This window comes from Streptomyces bacillaris (assembly GCF_003268675.1).
Lineage (GTDB): Bacteria > Actinomycetota > Actinomycetes > Streptomycetales > Streptomycetaceae > Streptomyces > Streptomyces bacillaris.
In genome coordinates this window covers 1032785-1052114 of sequence record NZ_CP029378.1, presented here as the reverse complement: position 1 = coordinate 1052114, position 19330 = coordinate 1032785, and the positions used below count along the sequence as shown (strand labels likewise).

9 protein-coding genes are annotated in these 19330 nt (G+C 69.6%); 5 read left to right on the top strand and 4 right to left on the bottom strand.

Annotation, left to right across the window (positions count from 1 at the left end):
* The first annotated feature begins 173 nt into the window (after positions 1–173).
* Positions 174–1718, top strand: coding sequence for a hypothetical protein (locus DJ476_RS04345; RefSeq protein ID WP_112489880.1), 1545 nt, complete (start codon positions 174–176; stop codon positions 1716–1718).
* A gap of 133 nt (positions 1719–1851) precedes the next feature.
* On the opposite strand, the gene DJ476_RS04340 is transcribed toward DJ476_RS04345, so the two are convergent.
* Entirely contained in the window at positions 1852–2901 is a 1050-nt protein-coding gene (locus DJ476_RS04340) for an aldo/keto reductase (protein WP_112489879.1), read from the bottom strand.
* A gap of 328 nt (positions 2902–3229) precedes the next feature.
* Here DJ476_RS04340 and DJ476_RS04335 point away from each other — a divergent pair, with 328 nt between their 5' ends.
* The 3 genes from DJ476_RS04335 (at position 3230) to hydA (ending at position 6890) form a co-directional block, all read left to right on the top strand.
* Positions 3230–4072 (top strand): nitrilase-related carbon-nitrogen hydrolase, encoded by an 843-nt coding sequence (locus DJ476_RS04335; protein ID WP_103421679.1) that lies wholly within the window; start codon positions 3230–3232, stop codon positions 4070–4072.
* A complete protein-coding gene (locus DJ476_RS04330) occupies positions 4069–5352 on the top strand; it encodes an aspartate aminotransferase family protein (protein WP_103421680.1) in 1284 nt (427 codons plus the stop codon). Before DJ476_RS04335 ends, DJ476_RS04330 begins: the two co-directional genes overlap by 4 nt.
* A gap of 137 nt (positions 5353–5489) precedes the next feature.
* Entirely contained in the window at positions 5490–6890 is a 1401-nt protein-coding gene (gene hydA, locus DJ476_RS04325; protein ID WP_112489878.1) for a dihydropyrimidinase, read from the top strand.
* Positions 6891–6965: 75 nt separating this feature from the next.
* On the opposite strand, the gene DJ476_RS04320 is transcribed toward hydA, so the two are convergent.
* The 3 genes from DJ476_RS04320 to DJ476_RS04310 all read right to left on the bottom strand — a co-directional run bounded on the left by DJ476_RS04320 (position 6966) and on the right by DJ476_RS04310 (position 17808).
* Positions 6966–7376 carry a hypothetical protein gene (locus DJ476_RS04320; protein WP_112489877.1) on the bottom strand — a complete coding sequence of 137 codons (411 nt, stop codon included), beginning with the start codon at positions 7374–7376 and terminating at the stop codon, positions 6966–6968.
* Positions 7377–7412: 36 nt separating this feature from the next.
* Positions 7413–13829 (bottom strand): RHS repeat-associated core domain-containing protein, encoded by a 6417-nt coding sequence (locus DJ476_RS04315; protein ID WP_318294344.1) that lies wholly within the window; start codon positions 13827–13829, stop codon positions 7413–7415.
* Positions 13830–14025: 196 nt separating this feature from the next.
* Entirely contained in the window at positions 14026–17808 is a 3783-nt protein-coding gene (locus DJ476_RS04310; RefSeq protein ID WP_112489875.1) for a LamG-like jellyroll fold domain-containing protein, read from the bottom strand.
* Positions 17809–18314: 506 nt separating this feature from the next.
* On the opposite strand from DJ476_RS04310, the gene DJ476_RS04305 reads away from it, so the two are divergent.
* Positions 18315–19316, top strand: coding sequence for a TIGR03842 family LLM class F420-dependent oxidoreductase (locus DJ476_RS04305; protein WP_103421684.1), 1002 nt, complete (start codon positions 18315–18317; stop codon positions 19314–19316).
* Positions 19317–19330: the final 14 nt, after the last annotated feature.

Here is a 19330-nt window from a genome sequence, read left to right as displayed (position 1 = left end):
CCCGGCTCCGTCCCCGGCCGCCCTCGCGTGCGGAGGGGGGCGCACGGCGCCGGTGCCGTGCGCCCGCCGCAGCGCGGACGAAAGCCGCGCGTAGCCGCCCCGTAACACACCTGCGGTCGAATGCCTGCGGACTGGAAGGCTCCAGTCGAAGTCCACAGTCGGCGAGAGCGGCGATGACGGTGCGTCAACAAGCGGTGGATGTAGGCACGTTCGCGCAGTATCTACGAGAACTGACGGCACGGCTCGACCCCGGAAGCGGGTGGTACGGGGTCTTCACCCGGCGCGACCCGCAAGGGATGCGGTCCTGCCTCGACGGGGTGGAGATACCGCCCTGGGACGTCGTGGAGTCACTGCTCGCGGACCTGGCCGCACTGCACGGTACGCACGTGGCCGAGCGGGTCTCGGTGCGGACCGCCGCGCTCTACTCCGCCTCCGCCGCGGCCCATGACCGGCGGCTCGGCGGACGCCAGGAGCTGGTCCACCGGCTGGAGTTGATGATCCGCGAGCAGGGCCGGGCGGCGGAGCGGCTGCGTACGGCGGGGGCGGCGGGAGCCGCCGGGCCGACGGGGGCGGCCGGGGCGGCCGGGGCGGCCGGACCGGTGGGCGTGGACCCGGCCGCGGCGGAGGCGCTGGCCTGGGCGCAGGACGACCACCGGCGCGCGGCGGCCCGATGCGCGGAGCTGCGGGGGCGGCTGGCGGCGGTCACGGTTCCCCGGTCGAGGACGGGGGAGGGGGCCGAGGCCTGGACGGGGCGCGGCCGGGCGAGTTGGGGCGGGGAGGCGCCGGAGCCCGTTCCGGGGGCGGCACCGGAGCCCGTACCGATGGCGGAGCCCGTACCGGAATCCGTACGGGGAGGTGAACCGGCCCCCGAACATGAACCGGCCACTGAACCCTCGGCGCGCTCCCGGTCGTCCCGCAGGTCCGGGTCCGGGACCGGTTCCGCCGCCGGTCCCGGACCCGCCCCCGCCCCCGCGCCCAGGCGCAAGAAGCCGCGGGGCGCACGGTTCGCCGGGCTCGATGTGGACGACGAGGGGGAGGGGACCGCGTACGCGCCCTCGCCCGTTCCCGTGCTGCCCGCGCCCCCGGCGGAGGGCGGCTCCGCCCCGCGCGGCGCCCGGTTCGGCGGCGGCGCGGCGGGGGAGCCGGAAGCACGCGTCCGCGTCGCCGCGCCGGAGCCGGACCCGGCGGCGGGTGCGGCCGTGGTCGCCGCCGTCGAACGGCTGGTCCGCCTCCGTACGGCGGGGCGCAGCGGCGAGGCCCATGTCGTGCTCTGCGAGGTGGCGGCCTGGCCCGCGCCCCGGCTGCCGGTGCTGGCGGTCGCCCTGCACCGGGCCGGGCTCGCCGCCGACTGGACGACCCTGCTCTGGGAGGCGTCCTCGCTGCCGCCCGCCGGGTTCGCCGCGGCGGCGGGCGCGCTGGCCTCGGCGGGCCGGGACGACGACTGCGGGCTGCTGCTCCGGCAGGGCGTGGCGAGACCCGCCGCCGAGGTGGCCGAAGCGGTACTGGCCCTGGACGGGGCGGGCCACGGGGCCGAGGCACGGGCGCTGCTCGGCGCCTTCGTCCGCGTACGTACGCCCCAGGAGGCGGCCGGGATCGCGGGCGGCGACGGGGGCCACCGCATCCTGCCGCAGCTGCTGGCGGCGGCCCGCGAGGTGTCGGTGGAGCGGGAGTGGGACCTGGTCCACGCACTGCGGGTGGCGGGCGTGCCGGGGGTGTGAGGCGGGCAGGGGGACGAGCGCCCCCGGGCAGCAGCCCTCGGGAGACCGCAGCCCCCATCCGGCTCACGGCCGACGGCCCCGCCCGCCTCACCGGCGCGGCGGTGCGGAGAACCTCGGAGCGCCCCCGAGAGCCTCAGATCGCCCCGAAGACCGTACGGCGATGGGCCGAGCGCCGGTCCTCGATGGCCGTCCAGCGGTCCCCGTACACCGTCTTGCGTACCTCGTCCTCGCGCAGGAAGTCGTGCGGGAAGCCCAGCGGCACCCGGCTCACCGTGTCGAGCCGGCCCATGGCGTCCACGTCCAGCCGCACCTCCAGGCAGCCGAGGGCCTCGGTGAGGTGGTCCGGCCTGGACGGGCCGAGGATCGGGACGATGTTCCCCGGGCGGCCGCGCAGCCAGGCGAGGGCCACGGCCGCCGGGCTCCAGCCACCCTCCCGGGCGATCTCGACGACGGCCCGCACGGTCTCCCGGGCGCGCCGCTCCGCCTCGTCGTCCCAGGCGTCCGGCGCGGTCTCCTCCCGGCGGCCCGTGAGGCGGCCCCGGGCGAGCGGGCTCCACGCGAAGACGGCCTGGTCGAAGGCGCGGGCCTGCGGGAGCAGTTCGCGCTCCGGGGTCCGCTCCAGCAGGCTGTAGCGGAGTTGCGAACCGGTGAAGGGGGTCCAGCCGCGCAGCTCGGCCACCGTACTGGCCTGGGCGATCTCCCAGGCGGCCCAGTCCGACACGCCCACGTACAGCACCTTGCCGCTCCGGACCAGGTCGTCGAGCGCGCGCATGACCTCCTCCACCGGGGTGAAGTGGTCCCGGGCGTGCACCCAGAGGACGTCCAGCCGGTCGGTGCGCAGCCGCCGGAGGCTGGCCTCCACGGACTGCACCAGGTTCTTGCGGTGGTTGCCGCCGGAGTTGACGTCGCCGGGCCGGGTGGCGCAGGTGTACTTGCTGGCCAGGACGAGCGTGTCCCGGCGGTCCTCGTCCAGCAGCTCCCCGAGCACGGTCTCGGAGGCGCCGGCCGCGTAGACGTCGGCCGTGTCCACGAAGTTCCCGCCCGCCTCCAGGTAGGCGTCGAGAATCCGCCCGGAGGTCTCCCGTACGGCCGTGTGGCCGGATTCGTGGCGGCCCAGGGTCATGGCGCCCAGCGCCAGCTCGCTGACGCGCAGCCCGGTCCTGCCGAAGAGTGTGTACCGCATGAAGGTCCTTTCGCTCGGCCGCCGCCCCGCGGCGACGGTCCCGCCCCTGGTGACGCCCGCGGTGCCCTGACGCCCCGGAGGCTACGAGCTGGAGCGCACTTCAGGGCAACTACCACCCCGATCGGCCGGAGACACCACCGGGTGCGGGGAATGATGCGTACCGTGGCCGTTGTGGACCGCTCGGGTGCGAAACATGATCGACTCAGCCGGTTCACGGCGATGGTCTTGCCCCGCCGCACGGAGGGGCTTACGTTCTCCATCCATGCACCGATCTACGTGCGTAGAAATCGCGTAGAGGCTCTCTGACGCCGCGTCGAAGGAGCAGCTCATGTCCCACGTCGTACGCGCCGCACTCGTCCAGGCGACCTGGACCGGCGACACCGAATCCATGATCGCCAAGCATGAGGAGCATGCGCGCGAGGCCGCCCGGCAGGGGGCGAAGGTCATCGGGTTCCAGGAGGTGTTCAACGCCCCCTACTTCTGCCAGGTCCAGGAGCCCGAGCACTACCGCTGGGCCGAGCCGGTCCCGGACGGGCCGACCGTCCGCCGGATGCAGGACCTCGCCCGGGAGACCGGCATGGTCATCGTGGTCCCGGTCTTCGAGGTCGAGCAGTCCGGCTTCTACTACAACACCGCCGCCGTGATCGACGCCGACGGCTCCTACCTCGGCAAGTACCGCAAGCACCACATCCCGCAGGTGAAGGGGTTCTGGGAGAAGTACTACTTCAAGCCCGGGAACGCCGGCTGGCCGGTCTTCGACACGGCCGTCGGCAAGGTCGGCGTCTACATCTGCTACGACCGGCACTTCCCCGAGGGGTGGCGTCAACTCGGACTCAACGGAGCCCAGTTGGTCTACAACCCGTCCGCCACCTCGCGCGGTCTCTCCGCCTACCTCTGGCAGCTGGAACAGCCCGCGTCCGCCGTCGCCAACGAGTACTTCGTCGCCGCGATCAACCGCGTCGGCCAGGAGGAGTACGGCGACAACGACTTCTACGGCACCAGCTACTTCGTCGACCCGCGCGGTCAGTTCGTCGGGGACGTCGCCAGCGACAAAGAGGAGGAACTCCTCGTCCGGGACCTGGACTTCGGTCTGATCGAGGAGGTCCGCCGGCAGTGGGCCTTCTACCGTGACCGACGGCCCGACGCCTACGACGGGCTGGTGGAGCCGTGAGCGGACTGTACGAACGCCACCTCGCCGTCAGCCCCGAGTGGCTGGCCCTCTACTACCGCCACCCCATCGAACTCACCCACGGCGAGGGCCGGTACGTCTGGGACGCCGACGGCAACCGCTACCTGGACTTCTTCGGCGGCATCCTCACCACCATGACCGCCCACGCCCTGCCCGAGGTCACCAAGGCGGTCGCCGAACAGGCCGGGCGGATCATCCACTCCTCCACCCTCTACCTCAACCGCCCGATGGTGGAGCTGGCCGAGCGCATCGCCCACCTCTCCGGCATCCCCGACGCCCGGGTCTTCTTCACCACGTCGGGGACCGAGGCCAACGACACGGCCCTCCTGCTCGCCACCGCGTACCGCCGCTCCAACCAGATCCTGGCGATGCGCAACAGCTACCACGGCCGCTCGTTCTCGGCCGTCTCCATCACCGGCAACCACGCCTGGTCGCCCACGAGTCTGTCCCCCTTGCAGACGCTGTACGTCCACGGGGGCGTCCGCACCCGGGGCCCGTACGCCGAGTTGAGCGACGCGCAGTTCATCCGGGCGTGCGTCGCCGATCTGGAGGACCTCCTCGGCCACACCCGGGAGGCCGCGGCCCTCATCGCGGAACCGATCCAGGGCGTCGGGGGCTTCACCTCACCGCCCGACGGGCTGTTCGCCGCGTTCCGCGAAGTCCTGGACCGGCACGGGGTGTTGTGGATCTCCGACGAGGTGCAGACCGGCTGGGGCCGCACCGGCGAACACTTCTGGGGGTGGCAGGCGCACGCCGAGAACGGGCCGCCGGACATCCTCACCTTCGCCAAGGGCATCGGCAACGGCATGTCCATCGGCGGAGTCGTCGCCCGGGCAGAGGTGATGAACTGCCTGGACGCCAACTCCATCTCCACGTTCGGCGGTTCACCCGTCACCATGGCGGCCGGTCTCGCCAACCTCGCGTACCACCTGGAGCACGACCTCCAGGGCAACGCCCGGCGCGTGGGCGGTCTGCTCATCGAGCGGCTGCGGTCGGTCGCCGCCGCCTCCGACGCCGTACGCGAGGTGCGCGGCCGGGGTCTGATGATCGGTATCGAGCTGGTGAAGCCCGGCACCGACGAGGCGGACCCGGAGGCGGCCGCGGCCGTCCTGGAGGCGGCGCGCGCGGGCGGCCTGCTCATCGGCAAGGGCGGCGGCCACAACACCAGCGTGCTGCGGATCGCCCCGCCCCTGACCCTGACCGTCGCCGAGGCGGAGGAGGGCGCGTCGATCCTGGCCGACGCCCTGCGCGCCGCGGGCTGAACACCGTACGACGAGAGTCCGAGCCGTACGACCGCGGTCCGAGTACCGAGCACCGTACGAGCGCCGACCGGGCAGCGTACGGGGGGCCGTTCGCCCACGCGACCGGACCCCCGTGCCGCCCCAGCGAGGAGGTACCCATGAGCCGCACCGTCATCCACGGTGGCCTGGTCATCACCGCGTCCGACGAGATCCACGCCGACGTCCTCGTCGAGGGCGGGCGCATCGCCGCGCTCGCCGCCCACGGCACGGACGCGGCCGGATCCTGGACCGCCGACCGCCGGATCGACGCCACCGGCAAGTACGTCATCCCGGGGGGCGTCGACGCGCACACCCACATGGAGATGCCGTTCGGCGGGACCTACGCCGCCGACACCTTCGAGACCGGCACCCGGGCCGCCGCCTGGGGCGGGACCACCACCATCGTGGACTTCGCGATCCAGAGCGTGGGCAGGTCCCTGCGCGAGGGGCTCGACGCCTGGTACGCCAAGGCGGACGGCAACTGCGCCGTCGACTACGGCTTCCACATGATCCTCGCGGACGTGAACCCCTCCTCGCTCAAGGAGATGGACCGCCTGGTCGCGGAGGGCGTCACCTCCTTCAAGCTCTTCATGGCGTATCCGGGCGTCTTCTACTCCGACGACGGCCAGATCCTGCGCGCCATGCAACAGGCCTCCGGCAACGGCGGGTTGATCATGATGCATGCCGAGAACGGCATCGCCATCGACGTGCTGGTCGAACAGGCCCTCGCCGCCGGCCGCACCGACCCCCGCTACCACGGAGACGTCCGCAAGGTCGCCCTGGAGGCCGAAGCCACCCACCGCGCCGTCCAGTTGGCCCGGGTCGCGGGCTCACCCCTCTACGTCGTCCACGTCTCCGCCGACGAGGCGGTGGCCGAGATCGCCGCCGCCCGCCACAAGGGCCTCCCGGTCTTCGGCGAGACCTGTCCCCAGTACCTCTTCCTCTCCACCGACAATCTGGCCGAGCCCGACTTCGAGGGCGCCAAGTACGTCTGCTCCACCCCGCTGCGCCCCAAGGAGCACCAGGAGGCGCTCTGGCGGGGCCTGCGGAACAACGAACTCCAGGTCGTCTCCACCGACCACTGCCCCTTCTGCTTCTCCGGCCAGAAGGAGATGGGCCGCGGCGACTTCTCCAAGATCCCCAACGGTATGCCGGGCGTCGAACACCGCATGGACCTGCTCCACCAGGCGGTCGTGGACGGCCACATCACCCGCCGCCGCTGGATCGAGATCGCCTGCGCCTCCCCGGCCCGCATGTTCGGCCTCTACCCGAAGAAGGGCACCATCGCCCCGGGCGCCGACGCGGACATCGTCATCTACGACCCGGCCGCCGAGCAGACCCTCTCCGCCGAGACGCACCACATGAACGTCGACTACTCGGCGTACGAGGGCAAACGGATCACCGGCCAGGTCGAGACCGTACTCTCGCGCGGCGAACCCGTCATCGAGCACCGCAAGTTCACCGGCCGCACCGGTCACGGCACCTACCTCCCGCGAGGCACCTGCCAGTACGCGGGCTGACCCGCGCACGGCTCACACACGCGTCAGGGCCGGCCCCGCCCGAGGACGGAACCGGCCCTGCCCGACGTGGAACGGCTACGAGACCTTGCTGATCCTGTATCCGTATCCCTTGTCGCTGTTCGTCGAGAAGTAGAGCGCCGGATTCTTCCCGCTTTCGGCGATGGCTATCTCGCCCGATTCGACGTACGAGAACGAACCGCCCTTCTCGTACGTCACCTCGATGCTTCGCCGATTCTCCAGCTCCCACGTTCCGGAACCGGACAAGGGACCCTCACCCGGCGGAGGCTCGCTGAAGCTGAAGACCACTGCACTTCGCGCGATTCCGGACATCTCGAACCGGCCGTCGGAGGCGAACTCGATCTGCCCGCCGTCGTCGGCTTTCCACACGCCGACGACCTGCGCCCGTTCGATCGTGCGGTCCGGTCCGGTGCTGCATCCGGTCGCGCTGCCCACGATGAGCAGGGCGGCCAGTCCGGCCTTGGCCATGCGTGCTCTACTTCGATTCACGACGATCACATCCGTCTACTTGTACATGGTTTCGGACCATCTGATATCCACTCGGTATCCCGCGAAGTATCCGCCCATCTTCTGCGGAAGGTAGTTGAATATCTTCTGGCCCGGGCTGTGGCCCGGCACGAAAGACTCGTTGTCGATGTCTGTTCTCACGCGGTACTCGACGGTGAATTCATTGCCCTTGCTTTTCACGATGTCGTACGTGACGTCGTAGGAGCCCAGGACTCCCTGGGCCTCACGGCTCTCCTTGCCGATGAGGAGTCCGCCGAAGTCGGCCACGTAGGATTGGGCCATCTGGGCCTTGCTCTTTTCGGACCCGTCCCGGTTCTTGGTGACGCTGTACTTGTCTTTTCCGCTCTTTTTCCCCGTCTCGGTGAATTGCTTCACGACCTGCTCGCGGACGTCCTTCATGCCGGAGCTCTTCCTGACGAGTTCCGTCATCTTGTCGTCACCGTCGAACTTCGCGTCCGAGATGGTGTTGGTCGGATTGCTGAAATCGCTCCCCCACATCCAACGATACGCAAGGCTCCAGGGCCCGTCGCTCTTGACCTTCCCGTCCCCGCCGTGGTCGTTGTGGACCAGCGAGCCGGACTGTACGGGAATGCTGTCCAGATACCGCTTGAGCGCCTGCATCTTCTGTGCCGGGCTCATCGGCCCCGTGTACTGCAGCTCGATGGGGTCGGGCCCCATGAGCAGCGGCGGCGGGGACGGCAGCAGGGGAGAGGCGGAGCTGCCCGTGAAGCCGAGGGGGGAGTTCCACGCGGTGCCCGAGTGGCCCGTGCTGCTGGCGCCGTAGAGCGGCGGCGACACGGTGGACTCGACCTTTACCACCGCGGCGCTGCAGTCCACCCCCATGGTGCAGGAGAAGGAGCCCAGCCCCGATGGGTCGGACAGGGTCGCTGGATTGTTCTCGGCGTATCCGTATCCGTTGAGCGACTGGTGCTTGCCCGGCTCCAGCAGCGGGTCGACGCTGATGAAACGGCCGAGCGCCGCATCGTACTCACGAGCGTCGACATGCGTCAGCCCGGTGGACCTGTCGTGCGTCTTGCCCAGGAAACCCCGGTCTCCCGGCCAGAGGCCGATGGCTCCCGCGCGTTCCGCACCGAAGACGGTCATGTATCGCTTGGTGAACGCCTGGGTGTCGGAGGCGATGGCGAGGGAGGAGGTTCCGTGGCGGTCACCGGCCAGGTACTGGAGCTTGTTGGTGCCCGACTCGTTGGAGCGGATGGCGACGGTCAGCTGCTGCGTCCCGTAGAAGCGCTGGGCCCAGAACTTTCCATCGGACTTGAGATGCAGCTCTGTCCCGCCGGCGTACAGAACGCGCTCGCCGTTCTTCTCGCTGCGGATCAGCAGGTTGCCGTCGGCGTCGTAGACGTAGTCGGTGCTCCTGGCCCCCTCCGAAAGGCTTTCCAGCCTGCCTTCCTTGTCCCACTTGAGGTCCTGAGTCCCGGACGCACCCGGCCGGCTGCGCGTGTTGCCCGTCTCGTCGTACGTGTACGAGCGCTGCGGAGCCGCGCAGTTGTTCTGCGTGCTGGTCCCGGTCAGCAGATGCGGGCGGGCGTCGGTGTAGCAGTAGGTGGTCGTGACATCACCGGTGGTCCGGTGCTGGGTCTCCGTCCGGCGCTGACCGGCGTCGTCGTAGGTATAGCCGGTCCAGTACGGAGCGGGACCGGAGAGGCTGTCGGCCTTCCGGGTATCGCCGCACTTCTGTGAGGCGGGGGTCCATGCCTCCGTGAGACGTCGGAAACCGTCGTAGGCGAAGCACTGGGTCTCGGCCTTGCCGGCTCCGCCCAGCGTCGTCGGGTCGGATATGGCCGTCACGTTGCCGGCGTCGTTGAAGGTGTAGTTGAGATCCTGGAGCATGTACGGATGCGTCTGGTCCGTGACATGGCTCCGGGTCAGCCGGCCGGTTCCCTCCTCGTAGGTGTTGGTCACGTAGGCCTTCTTGTGGGCCTCGGTGTTCGCGGTGCCGAGCACGAGCTGCTGCACCTGGCCGAGGGCCGAGTAGTCGGCGGAGAGCAGATACCCGGTGGAGCCGACGATCGACTTGATCTCGCCGAGGGGCGTGTGGCCGTAGGTGAGAACCTCGGAGGGAAGGCCGCCCAACCCCGGTTCTGTGGAGTTCGCCTTCGAGCCGTCGATGTTGAAGGCGGTCGAGAAGTCGATCGTGGCCGGTGCCCCGGCCACGACCAGCGGGTCGCTCGCGGGAAGCTTCAGCCGGGTGCCCGTGGCGCGGCCCAGACTGTCGTAGGCGACGACCTCGCGGACGTACGCCTTTCCGGCTTTGCCACCGACGTAGCGGGTGGACGAAGACGGACTGCCCTTGAGCACGTCGTCGTACCGGTGCGCGGTCAACTGGTTGGCATCCGTCTTGCTGCCCGCCCAGGTGGCGGTGATCCGGCCGATCTCGTCGTACTCGGTGAGGACCGCCGCCTTCCTGCTGTCGGTGATCCTGGTGAGCTGGTCGAGCGCGTTGTACTCGCTGTCCGCGTCCTTCTTGTCCGGGTCGTTCACCGTGGTGCGGCGGCCGAAGAGGTCGTAGCCGTAGGTCCACACGGAGTTGTCCGGCCCGGTGAACGTGGTCTCCTTGCCGTCGAGCGTGTAGCCCGTCCTCGCGGATGTGTACGCGGCACCGGTGGCGCTGCCGTACTGGACGTCGTTGGGGGAGGAACCGGCGTACGAGCGTGTCTCCACCGTCAGCCCGCGGGCATCGACGACCGCCCGGGTCGCGTTGCCGCCCGCTAGGGACGAGGTGGCCGTGGAATCGCCGGTGTGCTGGGTGGATGTGGTCCAGCGCTTGACCCCGAAGAAGTACACCGAACGCGATGTCTCGCGGCCGGCGCCGTCGAAGACGACTTCGGTCTGGGTGGGCGACTCGCCGTACTCGGCCCGGGTGTAGGTGCCGTTGGGCAGGTTCTTGCTGTCGAAGATGTCCGCATGCGTCTCGTAAGCCAGGCCCCGAGAGTCGTAACGGGTGTCGGTGAGCAGTCGGCCCCCCTGCGGAGTGGGCGACTGCTTCTGGAGCGGACGCAGCAGGGAGTCGTAGATCGCGTACGTGGTCTGGTAAGTGGTGCCGTCCTTGTTGAGCACCGAGGTGGAGACCGCCGACGCGTCGGTCCTGCTCAGGCGGTAGCCGAACTTCTGGTTCGGGCTGTAGCCAGCAGCACGGTTGCGGTTCGGCAGCCAGACCTCGGTCATGCGGCCCACGGCGTCGTAGGCGACCTCCGTCTTCTTGGCGTTGGGGTCGAACGTCCGCAACGGCAGATTGCGCCGGGTGTCGAAGAAAGTGATGGTCTTGTGGCCCTTGGCGTTGGTGACATCGGTGCGCGTCACCGGACCGCCCTGCGCCGGAACGTAATCCGTCCTCGTCGTGTGCTGGGCCGCGTCGGTGGAGGAGGTGGCCCGGCCGAGCGCGTCGTAGCCCGTGGTGGAGACGGTCTGCCACGAGGGCTGGTCCGCCGCGTTGTACGAGGCCGCGCGGCCGCTCCAGGTGGTGAGGCCCACGGTGGGCTTCTGGGTGGCGGACCAGGTGGCGCCGTCGTAGGCGAGCGCGGTGTCCGAGAGGACATCACCGCGCTGTGCCGAGGTGGCCGGCAGATTCAGCGCGGCATCGGTCACCGAGCAGGTCCTGCCGACGGTCCTGACCCGGGACGGCAGAGTGGTGATACCGGCGTCCGCGTTCCGCGCGTACCAGGTACGGGTGCAGGTCTCGTCGCCGGATCTGGCGTCGTCACCGCTGTCCTGGACCTGGTACGGCATCCCGTGGTCGTCATGATCGGTCGTGACCGTACGGGAGCGCCAGGACTTCGGCACGGTCAGGTACGTGTGGGTGGTGGTCTTCCGGGTCCGCACATAACGTGCGACATGGTCCCCGGCGCCCGGCACCTTCTGCCGGGCCGTCTCCTGCGCCCAGGGCTCGTTGACCACGGCCCCGATCGCCGTGGCACCGGAGTACGTGATCTGCTGGCGGAGCTGGCCTCCGTAGTCGGCGTCGTCGGTGATGGAGGGGACCGTGAGGCCCGGGACCGGCAGACCGGGCACGCTGACGGACCTGGGGGGCCCGGACCGCGTGGCGTCGCCGTTCATGCCTTGGAGGTAGAGGGAGACGGTCCGGGAACGGGTGGTGTCCTTGGCTCCCTTGTAGACGGTCACCTGGCGGTAGCCGCGCCAGTCGGACCAGGTCCGTTCCTCCTTGGGCGTCAGGGGCGAGTCGTTGTAGTGCCAGGCTGCGCCGCTGTACGCGAACTCCTGCTCCAGGACGTCGTTGTGCCCGGACGGGTCGGAGGTGACCACGGCGAGTACCCGGTACTTGTGGAACCAGTCCACGGAGGCGGTGGAGGAACCGTTGATGTTCCAGAACTGCGGGAAGCAGCTACGGGTGTTGGTGTCCTCGGCGGCTCCGGTCACCTCGCTCCGCACACACTCGGGAGCGGACATCGTGACGGTGGAGATGGCACCGGTCTCCGACGTGATCGTCGATATCCGGGGCCGGGTCAGCGGCAGGATGTCGTCCGTACCGTCCACCCGGTTGGGGCGCATGTGGTAGGTGAAGGTGATGGGGTCCATGACGACGGGGGTGGAACCGGCCTTGGCGGTCCGCCGGAGTGACTGGAGCGTCAGCACATGGTCGGTCGTATCACCGATGTCGCCCCCGTCGAGATACTTCTGGGTCAGCGCCCAGGAGTCGACGGGATCGTACGAGGACGTCGCCGCCGACCAGGTGAAGGTGTTGACGGAGGTCAGGCGCTTGCGGGTGAAGAAGGCCGGCGCCAGCGCGTCACAGTCGCCGGAGCCGTTCGAGCAGATGGCGTAGAAGGGGACATCCGGCCATCTCTCCGCGGTTTCCTTCTTCAGCTCGGAGCAGTCGGAGACCGTGCAGCGCTCTGCGTAGCCGAAGGTGACCTTGGCGTCGGCGTTGCCGGTGAACAGCGCCCCCTTGCGGAGGCCGTACTGGATCTCCCTGAGGTACCCGCCGCGGACGTAGGAAGCATCGGACTTGGCCGACTTGTTCTTCCGGTAGTGGTTCTCCTCGGCCGCGTACCAGTAGGTGGACGCGTTGCCACGGGTGTCGTGGACGTAGTCGAGGTTCCACCGCCACGCCTGCGTCAGTGAACGACCGGCGAACGAGTTGCCCTCGTCGTATCCGGGCTCGCCCGAGTCGTCGCCGAAGACGGGTGCGGTCCACACGGAGTGGGTGCGCTGGGCAGCCGCACCCGGCAGCTTGTTCAGGCCGAAGACATACGTGGAACCGTCACCGGTGACCACGGTCCAGTATTCGCCGTCGTCGTCCCCGTTGTCGGCCCCGGTGGACCGGGTGACCTTCGATGCGTCGTCGCCCTGGAGCCGCCACTTGCCCGATGTGGTGTCCTTGACCAGAGTGGAGGACTTGCCGTTCAGGACGAGCCGGGCGTTGTCGTACTTCCAGCAGAGGTCGAAGACGTCGTCCTGCCCGTCTTTGTCGCAGCTCCCGTAGGAGCGCTCCACATACGATTCGGTGCTGCTGAATCCTTCGCCGACCGTGCTGCCCTGATTGTTCGTGGAGGCGGTGCGGCCGTCGACACTGCCCGAGTCATAGCCGAGGGACAGAGTCGGCGCCGGTCCGGCGGCGGGCGTGGGAAGGGGGAAGTCGTGCGACCAGGTGAAGGACCCCGAACTGCTGCCGGCCGACCACGACGAGGACTCGGAGAGGTCGGTGGCCGAGTAGTCACCACTGCCCGAGGGAGATTCCCCGGTGCCGGCCCCAGGGGCTGCCAGGGCCAGAACGGTGGGGCCGGGGGCGGAGGAGGCAGACCGCGGCGAGCCGCCATCGGAGGGGGCACTCAGCGGTACGACGGCGGACACGGTCTGCTCGCGCGTGTCGTTGGCCGATGGAAGGGGCGTACGCGTACGACAGACGGACTTCTCCGGAGTCGTCAGCGCGCAGGCGGGGAGCGTCGCGAGTTCCAGTCGTCCGGCCCAGCCGCCGCCCACCGCGGAGGCGAAGTCGCCGTAGTCGACCGCTATCTCGCCCTTGCCCGCCGTCTCGGCCTCGGCGGTCATGACCACACCGGTGATGCCGAGACGGTCGGCGGTCCTCTGGTCCAGGACGTTCACGGTGGCTGTGCCGACGTCGGCCGAGCTCTTCCTGCTCGGGGCCGAACGCAGGGTCAACGGCAGACTCCCCGCGGCCCGTTTGACGGCACCCGGGGTGAGCTTCGCGCTGCCGGGCTCGGGCCATACGGCCTTTCGCTGTTCGGCCTCGGCCCTGCGGGCCTGCACCGAATTGGCCGCCAGATCGGCGGCCACCTGTGCCCGCGCTTTCTGCGCGCCCGGGCCGTCGACCGGTCGCACCTTGCTGACCCGCTGCTCCTGGACCTCGGGGCGGCCCAGACCCCCCGGCCGGGCATCGGCGGTCGGCGCGTAGACGATGGGAACGGCCACGAACATGGCCAGAACGCTCGCCAGAAGGCTCCGGCCTGGCCGGCCGACCTTCCGTGGTCGTGATTTCACTGTGCCGAACAACATGCGGTTATCCCCCACGGGTCTCACCAACGGTGTGGTGTTTCGCTTGCGGCTCCATGGCCGCTCAAAGGTGGGGCGGCGCCATGTCTCGCATGACGCCGCCCCACGGGTGGTGCCTCGGTCAGTCGCCGACGTGCTCGTCGATCTGCGCCGAACTCGCCATAGCCCCCGCCCACAGGCGGGTTTCGAAGATGCGGGCCGGCAGATGGTGCTTCCAGGCGCCGCCGGTGAAACCCGCCCCCAGAGCGAACTCACCGCTGCTCAGCCGGGCGGTGTACGCCTTGGAATCGCCGTTCTGGTTGTGGCCCAGATACAGGCTGATCGTGCCCTCCTGGGCGTCGAATGTCCCGGTCAGCCGCACCTCGCTGTCGAGGGAGGCGACTTCGTCGGAGACGACGGAGCTGAACGAGCCGTCGTTGTTGAGCCGCCCGAAGTGCCACTTGCCGACGGGCACCGTCGTCTCGAGCCCGGTCTCCATGTCCAGCACCGTGTCCTTGCCCGACAGCTGGTACCAGAAGCCCCAGGCCGAACCGTCGGAGGTCCGCTGGCCGAGGACCTGGCCGGTGTAGCCGATGCTCTTGGTCAGCAGCTTCTCCGGGTCGAGTTTCACCAGGGTCGAGGCGGTGAAGGACCCCAGGTCGTCCACGACGGGGCCCGCCGTGGTCGTGGCCCGGTCGTCCACACCGTCCAGCACGATGGCCTCGTCGGCCAGGGCCGCGCCGCCTTGCAGCGCCAGGCTCCTGCCGTAGCCGGACGTGGTGTCGGGGACGGTGGTGCCGCTGCCCGCCGTGGGGTTCCAGTCGGCCATGAGCTCGACGCCCGCGAAGCCGCCCGAGGTCAGCAGCCTCGCCTCGTCCTTGATCTCCTCCTCACTGAGGGCCCTCTGCCATACGGCGGGCTCGTCCACCGAGCCGTGGAGGTAGTCCTTGTTCACGTCGGCGTGCATGACCCGTCCGACCTGCAGCGGACCGTCCGAGGCCCAAGCGGTCCCGGCTGCGGCGGTCTCCTGGAGGAGTCCGTTGACGTAGAGGCCGATCGTGCTCTCCTCGGCGTCATAGACGCCGGCCACGTGTGTCCAGACCCCGCGTGAGGCCGTGTGCTTGGCCTTGACGGTGCTGAACTGGCCTTCCTTGGACAGGGTCCGCAGACTCCATGTCCCGTCGCCCCCGGCCCCGTAGGAGAGGTAGAAGGGGCTGTACTTCTGGGTGAAGGGACTGGCGGTCGACGGTGTCTGACTCAGGACGGTCATGGTGCGGTTGGCGCCGGGGTCGAGCCGCACCCAGGCGGTGACGGTGTAGGACTTGTCGGTCTCCAGGACCCGGGCGGACGACGACGCGTGGCCGTCCGTCCCGTTCAGGGCCAGGCCCCGGTCGGTAACCGGCTGAGACAGTGGCACCCCCTGGGCGTCGTGCGTGAGCAGCCCCCGGCGGCCGCGATCATCGCGTACCGCGCCACCGCCGAGCGTCAGATCGTCGCGGCCGTCGGTTGCTTCGGAGTCAACCGCGACCCCGTCGGCCTCGGACAGATGCCAGCGCCCCTCCGGGGCCTCTCCGGTCGCGATCGCGAAGTCCAGCGTGCTCTGCGCACCCCAGCGTCCGAGACTGTCCTTGGCGCGGACGTAGATGCGGTACGTTCCGGACTTCGCCGGTTTGACCGTCGCCTTCCCTCCCTTGATCAACACGCTGTGTTCCGGTGCCCCTGCGCACACCCAGCTCGACCCGGTGCTGCAGACCTTCTGGGCGTTGACCCAAGCCTCTTGCGACGTCAGCCTGTACTGGTACGACAGGGTGGGCGGGTCTCCGTCGGCTGCGGCGAAGGCGAAGTTCACCGGAGCCCCCGGCCGCCCGCGAGGTACGCAGGAATTGGGCAGGCACGGAGTGTGCGGGCTCTCCAGCGTCACCTTCGGCGCCTTGGGGGCGGTGGCGTCGACCATGAAGTAGCACGGTGTCGTGTAACCCGTGTTGAGCCGGTTGGCTCCCTTCTCGTCGAACGAGAGAGTGAGGGCGAGGAGTCGGTAGCGCACTCCTTCGGACAACTTGGGCAGGCTCTTGGACTGGGTCACGAGGTTGCCGACGTAGCCGGACGTGGGGCTGTCCACATCGGTGTGCGCGGTCACCCACGTACCGCTGTCCAGGCGTTGCGTCCGCCACCGGATCCGCAGACTGGCACCGGACTCCCCGCCCGACGCGGTCTTGGGCTTGCCGGTGACCAGCGGAGTCGGGTCGCTGATGATGTCGGGGTCGGCCGCCTGCGTCGAGCACACCGTGCCGTTGCCGGACACCAGGCCCACACCCGTCGGCAGCGCGGGGAGGGCGACGAACTTCACCGAAAGGACCGCGTCGTTGCGGAACCGCTTCCAGGCTGAAGTGTCCGACTCGTCATGGGCACGGAGTTGCAGGGTGAGCCTGGAGAACTTGCCCGCGGCGAAGTCACGGACGGTCGGCGTCAGGTTCTCGTTGGTCTCCTCGGGGTTGTCCCGGAACTCGATGGCCGCGTCCGGGGAGTCGGGGTCGCAGAGCGAGCCACGGCCCGCGGACACGTTCCGGTCGACCATCAGGTCCAGCTCCTTGGGACGGGAGGCCCAGGTGGTGGACGACGAGATGTTGTTGGTGCGGACCAGGTCGACCCAGCGTGGACTGCACTGGAACGCCCAGGGCTCGGTTACCCGGAAGGTGGCGTCGAGCACCTGCTTGCCCTTGAGCTCTGCCGGCGAGAACTCGTAGTAGAGCCGCTGCACATAGCCGGGGCCGCAGTAGTAGCCGTTCCAGGTACCGCACTTGCCGACGCCCTTGCCCAGGTTGTCGTCGCCGTTGCCCCAGCCGTACGACTCGTAGCCGTCCGAGCGCAGGAGCGTACGCTCCGACTCGCCCCAGGTGACGTTCGGATCGATGAAGAGCGGGAAGTCCGTCCCCTTCGCCTCGGTCAGCATGGACGTGTCCGGCGTCACGGCGAGCGCGTCCTTCGTGACCTGTACGTCCATCCGGACGACCCGGTCGCCCTGTCCGGGCTCCACACCCTTGCCGGAAGGAGTGTTCTCCGCCGTGTCACCGGGGATCTCCGGGGCGGTGGGAGGGGCCGTGGTTGCGTAGGCGGATCCGGCCGGAGCCCCCTGAGGAGCAGTCTTCCGCCCCTTGGCGGCAGCTGCCTTGCCGGCCGAGTTCCACATCTGAGGAGGCGGCGCGCGGAAGACCGTGGCTCCGTTCGCGTCCACGGCGGCGAGGTTGCCCGCCGCTCCCTGGCGGACCGTCAGCCCCTCGGTACTCAGCCCGAACGACACCTTCTTCAGCCGCGGATCCTCGGCAGCCTCGGGCGTCTTCACCACCAAGAGGTGTTGGAAGCTTTCCACCGTCGCGTTGACCTGCAGGTCGACACCGGGCAGTACGTCCGGGTAGAGGGCGGTGGTCCCGCTGAGTTCGGGCTTCGGCAGAGTGCCGGGCCAGGAGAGGCTGAGGGAACGTCCCTCGTCCGCGATCGTGGCGAGCGGGGATGCGTCCCCACCCCCGGAGAACCTTACGTCGGCCGCGGCAGCCCTGGGCCCTACGGTGCCGTCACCCCACCGTACGAGAGTTGCGTCGGGGGCCTGCCAGCCGCCACCCTCCTTCGCCACACGGACCGGAACGGTCGACTGCTCCGCTGTGAAAGAGACCCCGTCCGGGTTGGCGAAAACCGTTGCGCGCTCGGAGCGTTCCGCCACAAGTTCCACGGGCTTCCCCGTGCGCTTGGCTTCAGCCAGGGCGCTCGTGGCGGCGTCGTCCGCGGTGCCGGAGGCTCTCTCGGCCGCGCTCACCGCCTTCGGTGCCGACTGCGTGGCGAGCGCCCCTGGGGCCGACACCCCCACTATGGCCACGCTCAAGAGGCCGGCCAAGGCCCCTCGGCTGCTGCGCGAAAGCGCATGCCTCCACATACTCCACCCCGTCTACACGCAAAGATGAGAATTCTCTGAGAAGAGAAAGCTGTTGTGCACGCTATGCGGAGCAGAGGTGAAGATCCATGCGGATTAATGGGGGCCAAGGCTGCAAATCCTTCCTTTCCCTGCGTGCCGTGCGTCACGGCTCAAGCAGAGTCCGGGGGAGATGCAGGTAGACGGCGGCATTTCGGTCAACTGTTGATTGGCGTGATTGCGTCGTTCTCCTTTTCTCTGCAAAGCTCCAGGATCGGCTTCCCCCGGAGGGGAAGAACCGGTCCCCGGCTGGCTCTCTCCTCCGGCGGCTGGATGCAACGCGTCGCATAGTGTTCGGCCGGTTCCGATGTGGAAGGATCCCGGGGCATGGGCGATCGCGGCGTCGCGCAGCTCGAGGGCGTGCTCCTGTGCCGCGAACCCGCTGTCGACAGAGGGAGGTTCACCGGCCGAGCCAGGCACGACCCCGACACTCCCGCGACACCTGCCGCACCCGGACCAGGAGATCCCGCATGGACTTCGGACTCGTCCTCCAGACCGACCCGCCCGCCTCCGCCGTCGTCGGCCTGATGCGCCGCGCCGAGCGCAACGGTTTCCGCTACGGCTGGACCTTCGACTCGGCGGTGCTCTGGCAGGAGCCGTTCGTCATCTACAGCCGCATCCTGGAGCACACGGACCGCATGATCGTCGGCCCGATGGTCACCAACCCGGGCACCCGCACCTGGGAGGTGACCGCCTCCACCTTCGCCACCCTCAACGACATGTACGGCAACCGGACGGTGTGCGGGATCGGGCGCGGGGACTCCGCCATGCGGGTCGCGGGCCGGCGGCCCAACACGCTGGCCCGGCTGGGGGAGGCCATCGACGCCATCCGGGACCTCGCCGAGGGGCGGGAGGCCACGGTCGACGGGCAGCCGGTGCAGATCCCGTGGGTGAAGGACGGGCGGCTGCCGGTCTGGATGGCGGCGTACGGGCCCAAGGCCCTCGCCCTGGCAGGGCAGAAGGCGGACGGGTTCATCCTCCAGCTGGCGGACCCGTTCCTCACCGAGTGGATGATCAAGGCGGTACGGGACGCGGCGTCCGACGCCGGACGGGACCCGGACTCCGTCACCATCTGCGTCGCCGCCCCCGCCTATGTGGGCGACGACCTCGACCACGCCCGCGAGCAGTGCCGCTGGTTCGGCGGGATGGTCGGCAACCACGTGGCCGACCTGGTCGCCCGCTACGGCGAGCACTCCGGTCTGGTCCCGGAGGCGCTGACCGCGTACATCGCCGGACGCTCCGGCTACGACTACAGCCACCACGGGCGCACCGGCAACCCGGACACCGCCTTCGTCCCCGACGAGATCGTCGACCGGTTCTGCCTGCTGGGCCCCGCCGAGGCCCACATCGAGAAGCTCCAGGCGCTGCGGGACATGGGCGTGGACCAGTTCGCCGTCTACGACATGCACGACGCCCGCGAGGCGACCATCGACGCGTACGGAGCCCGGATCATCCCGGCCCTGACCGGCTGACGCCCCCGGGGAGA

What these genes read in the sequence shown, in the direction of transcription:
- hydA (WP_112489878.1), top strand. Translation starts at nt 5,490, where the DNA reads ATGAGCCGCACCGTCATCCACGGTGGCCTGGTCATCACCGCGTCCGAC.
- DJ476_RS04305 (WP_103421684.1), top strand. Translation starts at nt 18,315, where the DNA reads ATGGACTTCGGACTCGTCCTCCAGACCGACCCGCCCGCCTCCGCCGTC.
- DJ476_RS04315 (WP_318294344.1), bottom strand. Translation starts at nt 13,829, where the DNA reads ATGTTCGTGGCCGTTCCCATCGTCTACGCGCCGACCGCCGATGCCCGG.
- DJ476_RS04310 (WP_112489875.1), bottom strand. Translation starts at nt 17,808, where the DNA reads ATGTGGAGGCATGCGCTTTCGCGCAGCAGCCGAGGGGCCTTGGCCGGC.
- DJ476_RS04345 (WP_112489880.1), top strand. Translation starts at nt 174, where the DNA reads ATGACGGTGCGTCAACAAGCGGTGGATGTAGGCACGTTCGCGCAGTAT.
- DJ476_RS04335 (WP_103421679.1), top strand. Translation starts at nt 3,230, where the DNA reads ATGTCCCACGTCGTACGCGCCGCACTCGTCCAGGCGACCTGGACCGGC.
- DJ476_RS04340 (WP_112489879.1), bottom strand. Translation starts at nt 2,901, where the DNA reads ATGCGGTACACACTCTTCGGCAGGACCGGGCTGCGCGTCAGCGAGCTG.
- DJ476_RS04320 (WP_112489877.1), bottom strand. Translation starts at nt 7,376, where the DNA reads ATGGCCAAGGCCGGACTGGCCGCCCTGCTCATCGTGGGCAGCGCGACC.